This is a genomic window from Paenibacillus sp. GYB003, from assembly GCF_036577625.1.
GTDB lineage: Bacteria > Bacillota > Bacilli > Paenibacillales > NBRC-103111 > Paenibacillus_AB.
Window position 1 is genome coordinate 191456 of the sequence record NZ_JARBDC010000069.1, and the last position, 16679, is coordinate 208134.

A 16679-nucleotide genomic window follows, 5' to 3' on the forward strand; every position below is an offset into this window, starting at 1 on the left:
CGGCGGGAATGGGGCGTCTTTTTATGCGGGACCGGCCGAAGCGCGGACAAGCTGGCGCTCCGGCCCGCCAACAACGCAGCGGCCGCGGCTTACTTCGGCTGCAGCAGCGCGCGTACGTCGCGGATCAATAGATCCGCCGCCGCGGCCGATATATGCTTGCCGCGCTGCGCTTCCAAATGATTCAGCATCGCTTGCAGCTCGCCGCCGAGAAGCTGGCTGCGCAGGCTGTTCGCGATGCCGCCGACCGCGATCGAGCCGTCCGCCGCGAAACGGTCGATCAACGCGAGCACGGACGGGCCGTTCGTTTCGATCCGGAACGGGACCGTCACGCTCGCGACGTTGCCCGCCATGTCGGCCGCCGTCGCCTGGAAGACGTGCGGGCCGAGCGGCAGCGCCGCCAGGTCGACGGAGGCGTCGGCCGCGATCGGCTGACCGTCGAGCGTAACGGCCGTGCGCGAACGGTCGACGCCGGACAAGGCGTCCGCGACCGACACGTTCAGCCCGATCCGTTCCGAATCGAGATAGGCCGAATGCGGCCGTACGTTCAATCCGACCGCGGGCGGCGTCCGGTCGATGCGAAACGATACCGATTTCGCCTCTTCCGTATTGCCGGCCCGATCCGCGGAACGGTACAGCACGTCGTACGCGCCGTCGACGTCGAACACGACCGGCCCGCCGTACGTCCGCCAAACCGCGCCGCCGTCCGTGCTGTAAACCGAACCGGAAACGCCGGACGTATCGTCCGCCGCCTCGAGCCTCAGCGCAACGGGAGACGCATACCAGCCGTTCGCCCCGTTCGGCGCCTGCGGCGACAGTTCGGCCGTCGTAACCGGCGCGGCGGTATCCGGCGCTTCCTCGGCCGGCGGCGTATATTTCCACAAATCCGAATTGTTGTCGGAGAAGTACAAGTTGCCGAACCGGTCGCGGTTCAAATAGTTGCCGAACGAGCTGTTCAGCAGCACGAATTCCATCGTATCCGGCTTGATCGTGAAAAACTGGCCGCGCGACGTGCCGTACACGTTGCCGTCCGCGCCGGTTTGCAAAAACGCGTACGTCCAAACGGTGCCGTCCTTATACCGTCTCAGCTTGGCCGCCTTGTACGTAAACTGCCGCGTCGCCGGGTCGAATTTGAAAATCGTATCCTCGGCGACGCCCCAGATCAGGCCGTCCGGCCCGACCGCAAGTCCGGTTACCCCTTTTCGGCCGGTCGCCGGCACCGTCTCGAACAGCTTCCGCTTCGTCGCCGGATCGAAGACGAACAGCTTGGCGTTCGTTTCCGCAGGTCCGCTCGTGCCGAGTCCGCCGTAAACGGTCGTGCCGACGTAAAGCAGGCCGTCTTTGTACGCCATCGAAACGACGCTTTGGTTCGGCACGATATTGCGGAACACGTCCAGCTTCCTGGAGGCGAAATCGTACACCGCGAGCGCGCCCTGAAGCGACGTCGAGTTCGGCACCGTGCCGACGAACAGCAAATCTTTGTCTTCGGCGTACGCCATCGCGAACGGGCGGTCCTGTCCGTAAGCGCGCAGATCGAACAGCTGCCGCGGGTTGCTGCCCGACCACGGCTGGCTCGGGTCGTATTCGAGAATGCGTGCGCCCGCGTACGCGCCGATCAGCATTTTGCCGCCCCGGACGGCGGACGATTCGATCTGGCCGAGATCCTCGGTTTCGGAAACGGCGCCCGTAACCGGATCGTAGGACGTGAACCCGGCCATGTAACCGGCGACGTACATGCTGCCCTCCGGACCTTGATGGATGCTCTGAATGAGCGTCGGCGCCCCTTCGTACCCGGACAGCTTCACTTCCGCCCGGCCGGTCGTCATATTGTAATGAATAACGTTGCCGAACTTGCCCCCCGCGACGAACGTAAGGCCGGGCCAATCCGGGCTGCCGAGATCGACGAATTTGCCTTCGTGGAAATTGACTCCGCCCGCTAATGTCTTAAGCTGCGTCGACGTGCGCGTCTGCACGTCGTAGGCGTACAGGTGGCCGCTGTTCGAGTACAGCACCTTTCCGGGCTGGCCGGGAATCGCCGTCACCCGTTCCGAATGAATGTCGAGGCCCGCCGGATCGAAGTATTCGACGGCATTGTCGTCCCCCCGCATGACGAGCAGGTCGCCGTTCGAAAACTTGACGAACAGCCGGTCCTCGGCGAATTCCATGCCGTACGGCCACGCGTACGCGTCGCCGCCGCCCGGAATGGAGCCGGCAAGCAGCTCGGTCCGGCTTCCGTCCGGATTCAGCCGGTAAATGCGGCTCTTCGTTCCCCCGACGCCGACGTACAGAACGTCCCGCCGGGCGTCGTAGGCGAGCGAGCGAACGTATTTTTGCTCCGGATCGAACGACCCGAGATCGCGGATCGTTCCGTCCGCGGGATCGTACTCGAACAGCTTGCCGCCCGGGTACGTACCGGCATACATTTTGCCCGCCGGGCCGGCAACCAGGGAAAACACGTGCGTTTCGGCGCCGAACCGCCCGATGTACCCGAACGTTTTGCCGTTCGGGGCATAGCGGTACAATCCGCCGTCATAATGGGTGCCGACGTACACTTGACCGTCGCTCGCGACTTTGACGCCCCAGGCCGCTTCCACGCCCGGCATCGGGTACGTGCGCAGCACGCCGCGCGAAGCCGCGTCGATGACCGCGAAGACGGTCGGCACCTCCCCCCGCCCTTTGAACACCGTGTACATGACCGGCTTGCCGTCTTCGATGCCGATCGCGCTGTCTTCGTTGATCGTTCCTTTCACGACGCCGCCGATATGTTCGAACGTTCCGATCCGATTCAACTCGATCCCCACCCGATCTGCATATCCGCGCGTGATCCCCGCGGCGGAAGAATACAAAAGTACGGTTCCGGTCGCCGCGTTCGCCGGGACGACCGTCGACGTCGCGTTTTTCGTCCAGCCGCCGTTCGTCTGCGTAATGAAGCTGCTCGATTCGCCGACTTTGACGCCCGCCGCGTCGAAAAACCGGATGTAAATCGCCATGGAACCGTTTTCAACTTTCATCATGGCCGATACCGAGTAGCTCGCACCGGGAACGACGGGAAACGGATCGCTTTCCAGTCCGAGCGCTTTCGCGCCGTTCGCGTCGTCGAGCAGCAGGCTGCTCGTTCCTTCGTACGCTTGCGCGGACGTGACGCCGAAGCTCATCCCGCTTTCCCCGACGCCGAACGTCTGCGTCCATCCCGGAACCGCCGGGCCGAACCGCGGCTCCTCGAATCCGGCGTTGCGAACGGCCGGCGGCGCGGACGAATCGGCGGCGAACGCGGCGGGTGCCGGTACGAGTCCGGCGGCCAGGCCGAACAGCGCCATCCCGGCGATCGCCTTTCGAAAGCGGCTTTTCCCCATACATCCTCATCCCCCTTTTTTGACTCACCCGTGACTCACAACTTATCATAAATACAATAAACGCGAAGTGTCAATACGAGTTCGCGCATTTAGTCCGCACCGAGTTGAACGGGCGGCCGACTGTTTGTAAAATGAATACAGCAAACCGCGCCCGTAAGCGGGCGGGAAAAGGACCGATTCGCATGACCGACCAACCGAGCCGCAAAACGGCCCGACTCCGACTGGAGCATATGATCCACACGCTGCGCGGCGACATAATCGCCGGCAAGCGGCGTCCGGGGGATTTTTTGCCGACCGAGCGGGAATTGTCCAAGCAGTTTCTGCTCAGCAACAAGCTCGTACGCGTCGGGCTCGGCGCTTTAGTCCGCGAAGGCTTGATCGAGAAAATCGCCCGTATCGGCAACCGGGTGGCGGAGCCGCTTCCGGACCGTCCGGTCGGTCTGAGGTTCGGCTACCCGTCCTCGCTGGACCGCGACGCGGAGCTGGGCGCCCTCGTCCGCCAATTTCACCGCGACCATCCGGCCATCCACGTGCAGCCGATCCCGATCGCCTTCGACAAATATTACGAGACGGTCAAAGCGTATTTGGAGACCGGGTTGATCGACATCGTGGCGATGAACTACAACAACTTCCACGACTTTTGCAGAAACGGCCGCCTCGACTTGCTGCTCGAGTGCGAGCGGGACGACGACGCCTATTATCCGTTTCTCGCCGACGCGTTCTCGTCGGGCGGCAAGCTGTACGTCCGGCCGTTCGTCTTCTCCCCGCTCGTCCTGTGCTACAACCGCGACCATCTGCGGGCCGCCGGCTTGCCCGATCCGTACCGCCCGGACAGCTGGGAGCGGCTCACGGAAGACGCGGCGCGGCTGACGGTCGAGAACGAGCGGTTCGGCTTCTATTTTTTCCTCCATTCGAAAAACCGCTGGCCGGTGTTCGTCATGCAAAGCGGCGGCTTGGGCGCCGACGCGGCGTCCGGACGCGAGAGCTCGATCGACGCGATCATGAACGGTTTGAACGTATGCCGGGAAATCATCTACGCGCCGAATACGTTTCCGACGTTTTTGTCCGGGAGCGACGCCGACGCCGAAGAGCTGTTCGCGCAGGGCAAAGTTTCGGTCATATTGTCTTCCTACATGGCGATGAACCGCCTCCGCGAATCGGACGTCCGCTTCGATATCGCGCCGCTGCCGGTGCTGCGCGAGCCGGCGACGATTATGATGACGATCGGCCTCGCCGTGAACAAACGGTCGGAATCGGCCGGCGCCGCGCGGAAGTTCGCCGACTATTTGCTGTCCGCGAACGCCCAGACGGATATACGCGCCAAAACGCTGAGCATCCCCGCCTTACGGCAAGCCGCGGAACGGACCGGCGCGGAGACGATATACCGCCCGCCGGGGTACATGTCGTATTTGGACATGGTCCCGTACATGCGCCTGTTCACCGACCTCGGTTTGACCGCCCCGCAGATGGACGCGATCATGAAAGAAGCGAACCTGTATTGGGCGAAGCTGCAAAGCGAGATCGGCATGCGCGGGAAAATCGAGGCCATCCTGCGGGCGGATTGAAACGGAGCGCAAAAAAAGACGGGCCGCTCGACCCGGCGAGTCGAACAGCCCGTTTTTCCTTTCCTTTCGTTCGGCACTTATCGTTTGCTATACTAAAAGCAGTTACACGCGTCTTACGGGAGGGATCGGATGCGCAAATCGAACGCCGGCGAAGTTTTTCAGGAAAGCCAGTTTATGAACGCCGTCATCCGGCAGTCGACGGACGGCGATTTCGCGATACTTCACTTCCATCAAGGGATGGAATTTTTGTATATCCACGAAGGAACCGGCGTCGCCACCATCGACCGGAAGCCGCTCCCGGTCGGTCCGGGATCGCTGCTTTACTTTCAGCCGTTTCAGCTCCATAAAGTCGAGATGACGGGAAATTCCGACGTCCGCTACGTCCGCTCGGTCTTTTTCATCAATCCGGTCATCGCGGAATCGCTGCTTGCCCCGTTTCCCGAGCTGTACGCGTATTTTCAACGGCTTCTGCGCAACCGGCTGTCCGACCAGGCGTTCCGTTTCGCCACGGACGGGGAAATCGGCCGGCTGATCGAGCAGTTCAGGCAGGACGTCGTTCGCGTCAAAAAAGCGCATGTGCAGGAGGAATACATGATCTTTTTCCTCCAGCTGCTGAACCGGCTGCGCAAGTCGTCCGCACCCGACGAGCGCGATTCGGACGAGACGCCCGCCCGCACCCAGCATCATGTCGAGAAAATGCTGGAGTGGCTGGAGCATCATTTTCACGAGACGTTTTCGCTGCAAAAGCTGGCCGACTTCGTCTTCCTGTCGCCGTATCACGCGTCGCGGCTGTTCAAAAAGCATACCGGCATGTCGATCACCGACTACGTCAACGTCAGGCGCGTCAAGGAAGCGTCGAAGCTGATCGCCACCACGCAGACGCCGGTGAAAGCGATCGCCGCGCAGGTCGGCTTTCAGAGCGACGCCTATTTCTGCAAGCAATTCAAGCACATTACCGGCGTGTCGCCGTCATCGTACCGCCAGCATCTTACTTATTTCCATCCGCATCGATGACGGCCTGGAATTTGTCCTGGAACGTGCGGAGCGCCGTGTTGATGTCGACGCCGTTTTTGCTCACCGATTCGGTCGCGTTGGCGATTTCGGCACGAAATTTCAAATTGTATTTTTGCATGTAATCGTTCGTTTTCACCGTCGGGTAATTCGGATTTTTCAGCACGTCGAGCCGTTTCGTCTTCACGAGCGGATGGTTCCACCAGTCGTAGTTCGGAATCGACTTCATCACTTCCGGGGACAAAATCGTGTCGAGCACCGCCATCGCCAGCTCCTTGTGCTTGCTCGTCGCCGTGATCGTCCACATGCCTCCGTTCGGCCCCACCACCGTATGGGGCGCCATTCCCGCGAATACCGGATACGTAGCGGCGTCCCACTGGATGGATTCGTATTTGTCGGGCGCACGGAACAAATCGCCCGCATCCCCGGCGTACATCGCCACGTTTTTCGTCTTGTAAAAGTTCGAGATGTCGCCGCCCTTGGGCAAAAATCCGCCCTGCTCCCCGGAAATGCGCCCGTTGATGCGCAGCAGCTCGCTCCATTTCGGATCGGCGGTGCTCACTTTCCCGTTCGGGCCGACGAATTCGAGCCCGAGCTGGAACGCCAAAAAATGGGGGGCGGCGTGGGCGACCAAGCCTTTATACTCCGTCCCGCCGTCGGTCCGGACGAATTTTCGGGCCAGATCGACCGTCTGATCCCACGTCATGTTGTCCTGCGGGTACGGCACGGCGAATTTGTCGAAAATGTCTTTATTGTAAATCAGCGCGTACGTATTGTACGGACTCGTCTCCTCCAGGTTGTCCGGCAAGCCGTACAGCTCTCCTTTGGCGCCGTAGCTCCGTATGACTTCCAGCTTTTTTTGCTCGAATTTGCTCATGTCGACCCCGAGCTGCTTCGCCAAAGGACCGACATCGTATTGCAAGCCGTAGTCGTCCAGCGCCGCGAAGGCGGAAATGATCGCGCTGACCAAGTCCGGCGTATCGCCCGCGGCGATCGCTTTGTCGAGGTCGGCGTATTTGACGTACTGAAACGTTACGTTCGGAAATTTTTGCTTGATGACCGGATTTTGCGTGAACTGCTTGAAGCTTTCCTCCGACGCGGAATAAGCCACTTTCAGCGTGACCGGCGTCTTGAGATCGATGGCCGGCTTGCCGCCGGTCGCCGCGACGTCCGTTTGCGTCTGTTTGCCGTTCGCGCAGCCGGCCGTCAGCAAAAGCGCAACGGTCAAGGCCGGATAAACCAATTTCGTTTTGTACATTTCGTCGAACCCCCGTCTGTTTATCAAATCGATGATCGCTTGGCGGTACCGCCGGTTACGTCACGATCGTGCCGTCCGCGTATCCTCTGTTGCCGAAGGCGATCAGCCGCTCGCACAAGCTTTGCGAGATGGCCGCGCCGGCGTTTCCGTCGAGCCCGTTGCCGTAAATGAGGCAGTCGTCGGAATTGTACAGCAGCAGCCCGCTCGTCTGCGTTTTATTTTCCCGGTCGTCGGTGCACTGATTTCCGCTGATCGTCGTAAAGCTGCTGTGGACCAGGTTGATCCCCGAGCCGACGTTGTTTTTGACGATATTCCCTTGCACGAGACTGTCGTATCGCCGCCCAAGATCGCCCTCCAGCTTGATTCCGTGCGAGCCGCAGCCCGCCACGTAATTGCCGGCAATCCGGATATTTTTCGCCTTCCACACGGAGATGCCGCGGTCCGAGCAAGCCCCCTCCGAGATGTGATTGCCTTCGACGATCGTTCCGTGAGCTTCGACGATATGGATGCCGTACGTAAACGATGCGCCCGAGGCGGACTTCACCAGCTGATTGCTTTTCAGGATCACGCCCGACGCTTCCTTATGGACCCGGATCCCGTGAGCGGCGCCGCCCATAATCGTATTGCCCTCCACGACGGCGGCTTTGCCGCGGTACACCATAATGCCGCTGACGGGAGGGTTCCAGCTCGCTCCCGCCGGGGTCGTTTTATACGGCGGCGATTCGACGACGTTGTTCGCGATGACGTTGCGGTCGCCGTAGGACATAAACCCCCACCACGTTTGCCCTTTCACCGTATTGCCGGTCGCGGTGACGCCGGACGTTTCGATATGAATGCCGCGCCGGAACGGTCCGACGACCACATTGCCCTGAATCGTGCCGTGTCCGTCTTCGATATGGCCGTTTTCCCAGCCGGGGTGGATAAGCGATTCGAAGTTGATGCCGATGCGGGGGTCTTCTCCGGGCTTGGATGCAACATAGTTGCCGACTACGATCGCGTCCGAGCCGAAGATGCAAATCCCGTCGCCCAAATCTTCCCTCGCCGCCCCCAGATGGTTCGTAATTTGATTGTTTACGATCCGCGTTCCCCGGTATTCGGTCGTGCTCGTGCCCGAATTGACCAGGATGCCGATCAGCATCCGGTCGATGCGGCAGCGCGTTATCATGGCGCGATGCGCCCGGATCTCGATCGCCCCCGACCGCGTCCCGCTTCCGTGCGGTTCGCCGATTCGCTTCAGCTCGCTCGGGTTATGGAAGCCGAGTCCGTCCACAACGACGTCGTCCGCCATAATGCGCAGCGTATAGACGTTGTCCGCGCCGAGCCGAAGCTTGCCCGCACCCGTAAACGTAACGCCGGGCACGGTAATGTCGATCGCCTGCACGCACAACACGTCCACGTCCGGCGGAAAATAAAACGTGTCCCCTTGGCGGGCGGCGTTCACGGCGGCTTGAATAACGTCCCGGTCCGCCGGCGTCTGCCCGTCGCCGGCGATGCCGAGCGTCTTCACGTTGGTCCAGTCGCGCAGCTTTTTGTCGTCGCCATTGCCGTACACCGCCCCGTTCACCGACTGATCGCCGTAAGCCGTATGCAAGAAGCCTCCGGCCAAAACGGCGGCGCCGGCCGCGCCGACGGCGGCCAGCATGCTTCGTCGGCTAAGCAGCGGCCTTGCCGCATTCGCCGTTTCCCGCTTCGGCGCTTCCCGAAGCGGTTCCGTCTCGAATCGCTCGTTCGGCATTTTTCCCATCGTCATTTCCCCTCCCGTTATTTTCGAGAAAGCGCTATCTCTAAAGCAACTATAACAAAGGGGCATATAACGATGTTGCGTGATCGTATAACGCTGTTGCTGCTCGGTATCCGAACGCGAAAAAGAGCCGCGGCGAGGTGCGCGGCTCCTTTGACGCAGTATGAATCGGACGGCGGCGAGTGCGCCTTAGAGCAGCGACTCGGCCCCGTCGATGACGATTTCCGCGCCCGAAATGTGGCTGGACTCGCCGGAAGCGAGAAACAGCACCAGATCGGCGACTTGCTCGGGCATGCCGGCCTTGTGCTCGAGCGGCTGGCTGCCTTGCGGATATTGCACCGGAATTTCGATCTGCTTCAGCTCCGGCGTCTTTTTCGTATTTTCTCCGATATTCGTTTCGATGGCCCCCGGACATATGACGTTGACGCGGATTTTGTACCGCGCCAGCTCGAGCGCCGCCATTTTCGCGAAAGCGACCTGACCCGCTTTCGAGACGCTGTAGGCGGATGCGCCGAAGCCGGAAAATTTGCGGCTTCCGTTGATCGAGCTCGTCACGATGATGCTGCCGCCGTTTTGCTTCATATGGGGAATCGCGTATTTGACGGCAAGGAACGTTCCTTTCAAGTTCGTCGCCAGCGTGTTGTCCCAATCCTGCTCCGCCATATTCTCGATCGGCGTCCACGTTCCGTTGATGCCGGCGTTGGCGAACACGATATCGAGCCGGTTCCACTGCTCGAACGTTTGCCGGATGCCGGCTTCCATCCGTGTCGGGTCCGATACGTCGATGTCGGCGACGATCGCCTGGCCGCCGAAGCTTTCGATTTGCTTCAACACGTCCCCCGCGCGATTTTCCTTCAAATCGGCGAGACATACTTTGGCGCCTTCCTGCGCCAGCTTGATCGCGGCGGCCCGGCCGATTCCCGAACCCGCGCCGGTGACGAAAGCGACTTGATCTTTGACGCGCTGCAGCTGCGGCGCGTTCGGCATCGTTTGCGTTAACGGCATGACTTGCGTTCACTCCTTCGTTGTCCGATTTTGGCCGTACTCCCTTATATTGCCCAAAATGCCGCGGACATTCGGACCTTTTTCAACGTCCCCCGTTTCGCCGAAACACAAAAAACGCGACGAGTATTATCGCGCGGCCGGTCCGTTTGCAGACTTTGTCGCGGTATCGTTCCACGGGCTTGTTCCGCCGAACGAATCGGACGGGGCACCGATAGCGATTGCAGGATTCGTTAGCCGATTCGCGCATTCGGCATAGCCGGATACGCATCTCGTTTTCTCCGGATCCCGGGCGGGCCGTCCTTTTCCGCACGCTCAACGATCGCCGGTTCAGCAAGGAGGCGGAGGCGGAGGCAGCTTTCGCCGTAGGCTATTACGTTGACATGAAGGTCCATTGTAACTATACTGGTACTGTTGGAAGGGGGGCGTTCAGATGGCCGTAGTCAGCAGGTACGTCGTCGCGCTGCATATATTATCGTGGATCGCGCAAAAGACCGAAGATAACGACAATTTTGTTACTTCCGATCGTATTGCAAATAGCGTGAACACCAGTCCGGTTTTTATTCGCCGCATTCTAAAATCGCTCCATGACGCCCATTTAGTCATCGTTCAGCACGGAGGGACCACCCCCGGATGGAAGCTTGCCAGGCATCCGGATTCCATCACCTTGCGGGATGTTTATGAGGCTGTTGTGGAAAAGCCGCTCTTCGAGCTTCATCACAGTCCGCCGAATCCGAAATGTCTGATCGGCAAAGGGATTCAACCGGCCCTAAATCCGATTCTTACAAAATCGGAATTAGCCATGAAGCAGGAACTCGAACAAGTGACGATCTCCCGTCTGCTGCATGATACACTCGCCGAGAATTCACAATCGGGATAAGAAACTGCAGGTTAACCGGAGAAAAAGCCATTTGGAAGGTCTCCAGGTTAACCTTTGCATTGGCCATCAATAAAACCGGATCGGTGTCCTTGCTTTCTTCGGTCATGTTTTTTTGCCGACCAATGAAACTAATTCAGTGTTATTGACCTATTCCCTCATCCTATGCAATTCAATGTAACTGCACCGTTTGCTTTGAATCCGACTTTTGTACTTGAAAGGAGAAGCCCTATGAATTTTCGCATCTTTATTCTCGCAATCGGCACCTTTGTCATCGGAACGGAAGGTTTTATGATTGCCGGCCTGCTGCCCGCACTTGCCCGGGATTTGCAAACCTCCGTATCCGCGGCCGGACAGTTGGTTACCGCGTTCTCCATTGCCTATGCTCTCGGCTCTCCTGTATTAACGACACTTACCGGACTTGCTGAACGGCGCAAACTGTTGACGTATGCCTTATTTATTTTTGCCCTCGGAAATATTCTTTGCGGCCTGGCGCCCAGCTACGGTCTCATTCTCGTCGGACGGATCGTCGCTGCCGCAGGCGCCGGACTCTTTACACCGGCAGCCAATCACAGCGCTTCCATCCTTGCCGCTCCAGGAAAACGGGGACAGGCGCTTTCCATCGTCATTGGCGGAATGACCGTCGCGTTAGTCTTAGGTGTCCCGCTCGGGAATTGGATTGCTTCGGTATTTGATTGGAAAATGACCTTCTGGTTTGTCGGCATTATCGCCTTGGTCGCCGCCGTCTGCATTCGCTTGTTTTTTCCCGCCATTTCGGCACCCGCATCCGTCACTTTGGCAGAACGGCTGTCTTTTCTGAAAAACCCGACCATCCTGACCGCTTTATCGATAACGCTGGCCTGGGCTTTCGGCATTTACGTCGTATACACCTATATTGGCGATATATTTGGCAGAGTCGGGGCCGGGGAAAATACGATCACGGTTATGCTGCTCATTTCGGGAATCGCCAGCTTTCTGGGCGTCAACTTCGGGGGCTTCGCTGCAGACCGGTACGGTCCTGCTCGCACCATCGTATTGGCGCTTCTCCTGCTGATGGTTGCGGTCGTTGCCTTATCCTTCTTCAAGTCCGTCGCTCTCGGCATAGCCGCGATGGCTCTATGGGGTTTCGCCGGCTTTACGTTCAATCCAGCGCAGCAGCACAGACTGATTGGGTTATCCGGAAAAGATTCGGGGGTCGTGCTCTCTTTGCATCATTCCACACTTTATGTGGGAACGGCTCTCGGCTCCATGACCGGCGGCCTTGTTATCCAATATGGATCCGTCACCTGGCTCGGAATCGTCGGAGGGGCTGTCGTCCTTATCGGGCTCGTCGTATTTCTGTTCACCCGGCGGCATGACGAGCTAAACCAAAGGAAAGATCTCTTCTCCCTAAACGAATAAGAAACATGCAGCACTGGAATACACCGTTGCGCTTCATATCCTGGACATGGATGGCGTTGGTCGCAAAAAAACGCCAAGCTCCAGTAACCTCCGATCCGATTGCGGCCGGCGTCAATACCAATCCTGTTTTCATAAGGCGCATACTTGGACAACTTGGAAATTGTTATGGAAATGCGGAAAATACTATGGAAGCCCATTTGTCGCAAGCAACCATTGCCGATCTGTCGACAGTAACGATGACTCATATGAACGAAAAAAGCCGCAGCTGCGCGGCTTATTAAGCATGTATGTTCTTGTCAGCTTTGAGTCGGGTCCGGTCGGTGGGCTCCCGGATCTTCTCCTGCAATCGGTGTATCGTCTTCGGGGCTCATCGTACCCCGACGGGTTTCTTCGGCTGCTCGTTACCGGTTGAGAAAACGGCGAATTTCCGCCAACACCGTACTCCGCTCCTGCGAAAACACGCCGTGTCCCGCACCCGGAATCAGCACCAGCTCGGAGCCCGCGATGCGCCGGTTCAACAGCTTGGCGTGCTTGGCGCGGAATACCCAGTCGTCTTTGCCGTGAATGATGAGCGTCGGCGCCTTGATGCGTCCGAGCCGATCGAACGAATCGAAACTTCTGCTTGCCTGCTTGTGCATTTGAACGCTGACCGGATTCGGCGGCGCTTGCTCCATCCGTTCGACGAGCGACGCGATCATGTCCGGATGCCGCCGCATGTACGATTTGGAAAACAGCATGTCGAGCGTATCTTGCGGGGAAAAGCCGGTCGATTTTCGCATCAGCCATCGGATCATCCGAAACGAAGGCAGCACCCGCGTTACTCCGCACGTCGTGCCGCATAAAATCAGCTTCGCCACGCGCTCCGGATGTTCGATCGCGATCTCCTGCGCGATCATGCCGCCCATCGATTGGCCGAACAAGTGCGCTTTCTCGATGCCCAGCACGTCCATCAAGCCGACGACGTCTTTGGCCATATCCGAGATGCCGTACGGCTCGGTCGGCGCATCGCTGCGTCCGGAACCGCGGTTGTCGAGCATGATGAAACGATGGTTCTCGCTGAACGCCTGCTTGACCGCCGGATGCCACCAGTCCATGTTGCTGTCTTTCCCGGTAATCCCGATCAACGGAAACCCTTCCCCGACGGTATCGTAGCAAATGGTTACGCCGTTCACGAACGCCTTCTCCAATCTTCCCACTCCCCCACTTCATAGTCTCGCACTTACGATTACTGTATTCCGCGAGAACCGGAAAAGTTTGTACCATTCGCGTTCGGCATGCCCGTTTTTGTTTGTATTGCACCTGCGCTCAGCGCCGAAATTCGCATTAGAAAAGACCGTCGGACGACGGTCTTTCTGCGCAAACCGATCCTGCTTGCACGCCGCAACTGCAGCGAAGCGGGAAATGAAATGGAAAAGTTCCCTCTATTTTCGGCCGTTTCCCGTTTCCGGGCAGAGCAACGGGAAAACGTCCCGCTAAATTCGCCCATACCGCGCTTTTCGCCGATTCAGCGCCACTTTAACCGGAGCTTTTCCCGGTATTTCGAAACGGCGCCTATACGAGAGCGGATTAACGTGAGGTTTTCCCGTTCGTACTATTCCACCGGCTCGGCAGCATAAGGATACGCCGGATGTAAAAACGGCAGGCGCCACTCGCCGTTCGCGCCGTTCGCGCTCGGCCGGCTTATTCGTCAGGCAGCAGCGACGGATCGAACCGGCTCGCGAACAATCGCGTCGCCTTGTCCGGATCGATATCGCAGACGAGCAGCTGTTCAGCGCCGTACGGGACGTGATCGATCAGTCTGCCGTGCGGATCGATGAGCGACGTCGCCGACGTCTGGCCATCCATCGCCAAATTGACGCTGGCAAAATAGATCGTGTTTTCGCCGGCTCGGCACACCATCGCTTTCTCGAAAAACGACTCGCCCCACTGCATCCGTTTCGTCTGCCCGCTGTGTCGGCCCGTCCATTGCGGCTGAAAGACGATTTGCGCGCCGCGCACCGCGGCCCACCGCACCGTCTCCGGGTATCGCCACGCTTCATGGCAAATGGCGATGCCGAACGGTACGCCTTTGATACGAAACATCGTTCGAGTCCCGTCGGGTACGTAATGCTCGGACTCGCCGCCGGGCGGAATTTGGTTTTTCGTTTGGAAGCCGAGCACATCGCCCTCGTCCGACACGACGTAAGCCCGATTGTGCAGCCCGAGCGGCGACGTCCACTCCATCCCTACGATCGCCGACGTCTTATGCTGCCCGCACATATGCCGCAGCGTCTCGAGCGCGCGCTCCATCGCCGGCTGATCGGGAGGCGGCAGCGCCACGTCCGTGCCCCGGAGGCCGGGCAAATATGCTTCGGGGAAGCAGACGATGTCGACGCCGTATTCGCGGCACTGCCGCAGCGTTTCCCCGATTTTGGCCAGTCCTTGATCGAGCGTCGGCTGGTGGCGAAGCGATGCAAGACCGATTTTGAGCATGCCCATCCCTCTTTTCCGAAAAGTCGAACCTGCCCTGCGCCGGACCGACGCTTACAGCCGCTTGCAGCGCTTGACCGTTTCGCTGCGAAACGTCGCCCTTCAGCCCGCCCGGCAGCCGGATATGGCTGCGCGCCGGCATATCGGGATCGGCGCGGCTTTGGCGTAATTCGGGTACATGTCCCGGCAGGTCGTCCGCCGTTTTCGACCATTTGCCCGTAATGGGGTCCGCATGTCGTCCGGCATAAGCCCGTAGGCGTCCGGACAGCGCAAGCGCCCCGTAATAAAAACGGCATGAACGGGCTGCCGCTCTGCCCGAGCTCGGCCGGCGGGTTCAACAAATAAGATTCGATCCGCTCCCGTCGGGTTCCTTCCGCGATACCGCACAAACGGGCGACGACCTCCGTTTGCATGCGGAACGAATCGGAACGACGGCCCTATGTCGCGCGCGAAGTCCGCATCCCCGTACAGCTTCGTCGTATGGCGGCTGATGTTGCTGGCGAACGTGACAGGCGAACATTTTTATACAAATTTCCAATATTTCTTAGACGCGCCGGCGCTGGCATAATGGGACTATCAACGTTAAGGAGCTGGTGCGACGATGGCGACGAGCGAAGCGATCGTGCGGGAAGTTAGAGCCGACGACGATTTCGGACAAATTCACGATTTGATATTGGAGACGAAACGGAACGCTTCCCGGGATAAGCGATTGTCGATTCGTTCCGCGGAAAAACTGCGCAGCGACTATTTCCCGGAAGGGCCCGATTCGCCGCAGCCCGAGAGCAAAGGCTTCGTAATCGAGGAGGACGGCCGCATAACGGCGTTTATGGGGGTCCATCCGCGCAAAGAAAACGGCATACTGGATTACGGCGTTAACCGGTACGATCTCCCCCGGCTTAACGCCTTGCTGAACCGGTGCGAGCAGATCGTGCTGGAGCGCGGCGGCACGAAGCTGTTTTATTTCGCCTCCACGCAATTCGCCCAAATCCGCAACCGGGAAATCAGCGTTCTCGAAAGGCTGGGCTTCGAGTCCGAGGAATTCGCGCGAACCGGCGCCTTCTTGTCTCTTAACTACTGGAAAGAGCCGGAGCAGATCGACTCCAGCCGCATCGTCGCCGAAACCGATATGGAAAAAGACGACATTTATCGCATGATGGCGGAGGACGATAACGAGACGGACGCCGACGTATTCAAGCACCAGCTCCGCACCGCGGAACCGAGCAACGTCATTTTAACGCTGCGCGGCAAGGGGAACGACATCGCGGCCATCGCCTACTACAAAGTAAAAAAAGTGAATCCGCAGAAGGACGAACTTTCGGCCACGGCGTTCAACGTCCATTTCCGTCCCCGGTTCGAGCTGCACCGGAGCGAAAAGAAACGTTTCGTGCAAGCCGTTCTCCATTCGATGAAACAGCTTGGATTGAATAATGTTACCGCTACTTTTTCGCTGAAGCATGTCGATGTGCTGACGCTTCTCGTTCAAGAAGGGTTTCACGATTTTCTCGGCAGCATGCTGTCGTTCACGAAAACGTTGAAGTAAGGCGGGAGGAGCGATGAGCCGATACCGGAACGCGAAAGACGTGCTGCCCGATCATTTGGTCCGGGAAATCCAGAAATACGTCCGCGGCCAGCATTTGTACATTCCGCAAACGGAACGGGCCGGCTGGGGCGAAAAAACGGGGATCCGCGACGAGCTGGAGCAGCGCAACAAAGAAATCGCGCAAAAGTTCGTCGACGGAGTGAGCGTCTCGCGCTTGGCCGATATTTATCATTTGAGCGAGGACCGCATCCGTACGATCGTCTATGAGCATTACGGGGACGAATAACCGGCGCCGGGCGGTACCGGCGTCCGCACCATACAGTAGGGCGGAGTCGACGGCTCCGCCTTTTGGCGTTTGCGAGCCGGTTCCATTGGCATACAGGCCGGGAGCCGAACAAAGGGCGGCGTTTTCGGGGTACGTTAATTGTACTTTTTGGGAACCGGAATCGGGATAAGAGGCTTTAG

At 59.0% G+C, this 16679-nt stretch carries 13 protein-coding genes; 7 read left to right on the forward strand and 6 right to left on the reverse strand.

Going from position 1 to position 16679, the window contains the following annotated elements:
- Positions 1-89: 89 nt before the first annotated feature.
- Complete coding sequence (locus PV407_RS22480) at positions 90-3350, reverse strand: OmpL47-type beta-barrel domain-containing protein (protein WP_332092240.1); 3261 nt, start codon at positions 3348-3350, stop codon at positions 90-92.
- A gap of 182 nt (positions 3351-3532) precedes the next feature.
- Here PV407_RS22480 and PV407_RS22485 point away from each other — a divergent pair, with 182 nt between their 5' ends.
- Positions 3533-4915, forward strand: a complete 1383-nt coding sequence (locus tag PV407_RS22485) for an extracellular solute-binding protein (RefSeq protein WP_332092241.1) — start codon at positions 3533-3535, stop codon at positions 4913-4915.
- A 129-nt stretch (positions 4916-5044) separates the two neighbouring features.
- On the forward strand, positions 5045-5929 hold the full coding sequence (locus PV407_RS22490; protein ID WP_332092242.1) for an AraC family transcriptional regulator: 885 nt from the start codon (positions 5045-5047) through the stop codon (positions 5927-5929).
- Here PV407_RS22490 and PV407_RS22495 read toward each other — a convergent pair.
- The 3 genes from PV407_RS22495 to PV407_RS22505 all read right to left on the reverse strand — a co-directional run bounded on the left by PV407_RS22495 (position 5904) and on the right by PV407_RS22505 (position 9930).
- Complete coding sequence (locus PV407_RS22495) at positions 5904-7184, reverse strand: ABC transporter substrate-binding protein (protein ID WP_332092243.1); 1281 nt, start codon at positions 7182-7184, stop codon at positions 5904-5906. The genes PV407_RS22490 and PV407_RS22495 overlap by 26 nt on opposite strands.
- 55 nt (positions 7185-7239) lie before the next feature.
- Positions 7240-8928, reverse strand: a complete 1689-nt coding sequence (locus tag PV407_RS22500) for a right-handed parallel beta-helix repeat-containing protein (protein ID WP_332092244.1) — start codon at positions 8926-8928, stop codon at positions 7240-7242.
- Positions 8929-9114: 186 nt separating this feature from the next.
- Entirely contained in the window at positions 9115-9930 is an 816-nt protein-coding gene (locus tag PV407_RS22505; protein WP_332092245.1) for an SDR family oxidoreductase, read from the reverse strand.
- Positions 9931-10360: 430 nt separating this feature from the next.
- On the opposite strand from PV407_RS22505, the gene PV407_RS22510 reads away from it, so the two are divergent.
- The 3 genes from PV407_RS22510 (at position 10361) to PV407_RS22520 (ending at position 12486) form a co-directional block, all read left to right on the forward strand.
- Positions 10361-10807: an Rrf2 family transcriptional regulator gene (locus PV407_RS22510; protein WP_332092246.1), complete on the forward strand. Its 447-nt coding sequence runs from the start codon at positions 10361-10363 to the stop codon at positions 10805-10807.
- A gap of 228 nt (positions 10808-11035) precedes the next feature.
- Positions 11036-12205: an MFS transporter gene (locus tag PV407_RS22515; RefSeq protein WP_332092247.1), complete on the forward strand. Its 1170-nt coding sequence runs from the start codon at positions 11036-11038 to the stop codon at positions 12203-12205.
- A gap of 5 nt (positions 12206-12210) precedes the next feature.
- Positions 12211-12486: a hypothetical protein gene (locus PV407_RS22520; RefSeq protein WP_332092248.1), complete on the forward strand. Its 276-nt coding sequence runs from the start codon at positions 12211-12213 to the stop codon at positions 12484-12486.
- A 120-nt stretch (positions 12487-12606) separates the two neighbouring features.
- On the opposite strand, the gene PV407_RS22525 is transcribed toward PV407_RS22520, so the two are convergent.
- The gene (locus tag PV407_RS22525) at positions 12607-13392 is read right to left on the reverse strand and encodes an alpha/beta fold hydrolase (protein ID WP_332092249.1); all 786 of its coding nucleotides are present in this window, start codon (positions 13390-13392) and stop codon (positions 12607-12609) included.
- 493 nt (positions 13393-13885) lie between these two features.
- Entirely contained in the window at positions 13886-14677 is a 792-nt protein-coding gene (locus tag PV407_RS22530; protein WP_332092250.1) for a carbon-nitrogen hydrolase family protein, read from the reverse strand.
- A gap of 598 nt (positions 14678-15275) precedes the next feature.
- Between PV407_RS22530 and PV407_RS22535 the strand changes: the two genes are divergently transcribed.
- Together PV407_RS22535 and PV407_RS22540 are read left to right on the forward strand one after the other, a co-directional pair.
- Positions 15276-16214, forward strand: a complete 939-nt coding sequence (locus tag PV407_RS22535; protein WP_332092251.1) for a hypothetical protein — start codon at positions 15276-15278, stop codon at positions 16212-16214.
- A 13-nt stretch (positions 16215-16227) separates the two neighbouring features.
- On the forward strand, positions 16228-16500 hold the full coding sequence (locus PV407_RS22540) for a CD3324 family protein (protein WP_332092252.1): 273 nt from the start codon (positions 16228-16230) through the stop codon (positions 16498-16500).
- The last annotated feature ends 179 nt before the right edge of the window (positions 16501-16679 follow it).

Coding starts and splice junctions, on each gene's coding strand:
- PV407_RS22510 (WP_332092246.1), top strand. CDS start 10,361: ATGGCCGTAGTCAGCAGGTACGTCGTCGCGCTGCATATATTATCGTGG.
- PV407_RS22530 (WP_332092250.1), bottom strand. CDS start 14,677: ATGCTCAAAATCGGTCTTGCATCGCTTCGCCACCAGCCGACGCTCGAT.
- PV407_RS22535 (WP_332092251.1), top strand. CDS start 15,276: ATGGCGACGAGCGAAGCGATCGTGCGGGAAGTTAGAGCCGACGACGAT.
- PV407_RS22495 (WP_332092243.1), bottom strand. CDS start 7,184: ATGTACAAAACGAAATTGGTTTATCCGGCCTTGACCGTTGCGCTTTTG.
- PV407_RS22500 (WP_332092244.1), bottom strand. CDS start 8,928: ATGGGAAAAATGCCGAACGAGCGATTCGAGACGGAACCGCTTCGGGAA.
- PV407_RS22505 (WP_332092245.1), bottom strand. CDS start 9,930: ATGCCGTTAACGCAAACGATGCCGAACGCGCCGCAGCTGCAGCGCGTC.
- PV407_RS22480 (WP_332092240.1), bottom strand. CDS start 3,350: ATGGGGAAAAGCCGCTTTCGAAAGGCGATCGCCGGGATGGCGCTGTTC.
- PV407_RS22540 (WP_332092252.1), top strand. CDS start 16,228: ATGAGCCGATACCGGAACGCGAAAGACGTGCTGCCCGATCATTTGGTC.
- PV407_RS22515 (WP_332092247.1), top strand. CDS start 11,036: ATGAATTTTCGCATCTTTATTCTCGCAATCGGCACCTTTGTCATCGGA.
- PV407_RS22520 (WP_332092248.1), top strand. CDS start 12,211: ATGCAGCACTGGAATACACCGTTGCGCTTCATATCCTGGACATGGATG.
- PV407_RS22485 (WP_332092241.1), top strand. CDS start 3,533: ATGACCGACCAACCGAGCCGCAAAACGGCCCGACTCCGACTGGAGCAT.
- PV407_RS22490 (WP_332092242.1), top strand. CDS start 5,045: ATGCGCAAATCGAACGCCGGCGAAGTTTTTCAGGAAAGCCAGTTTATG.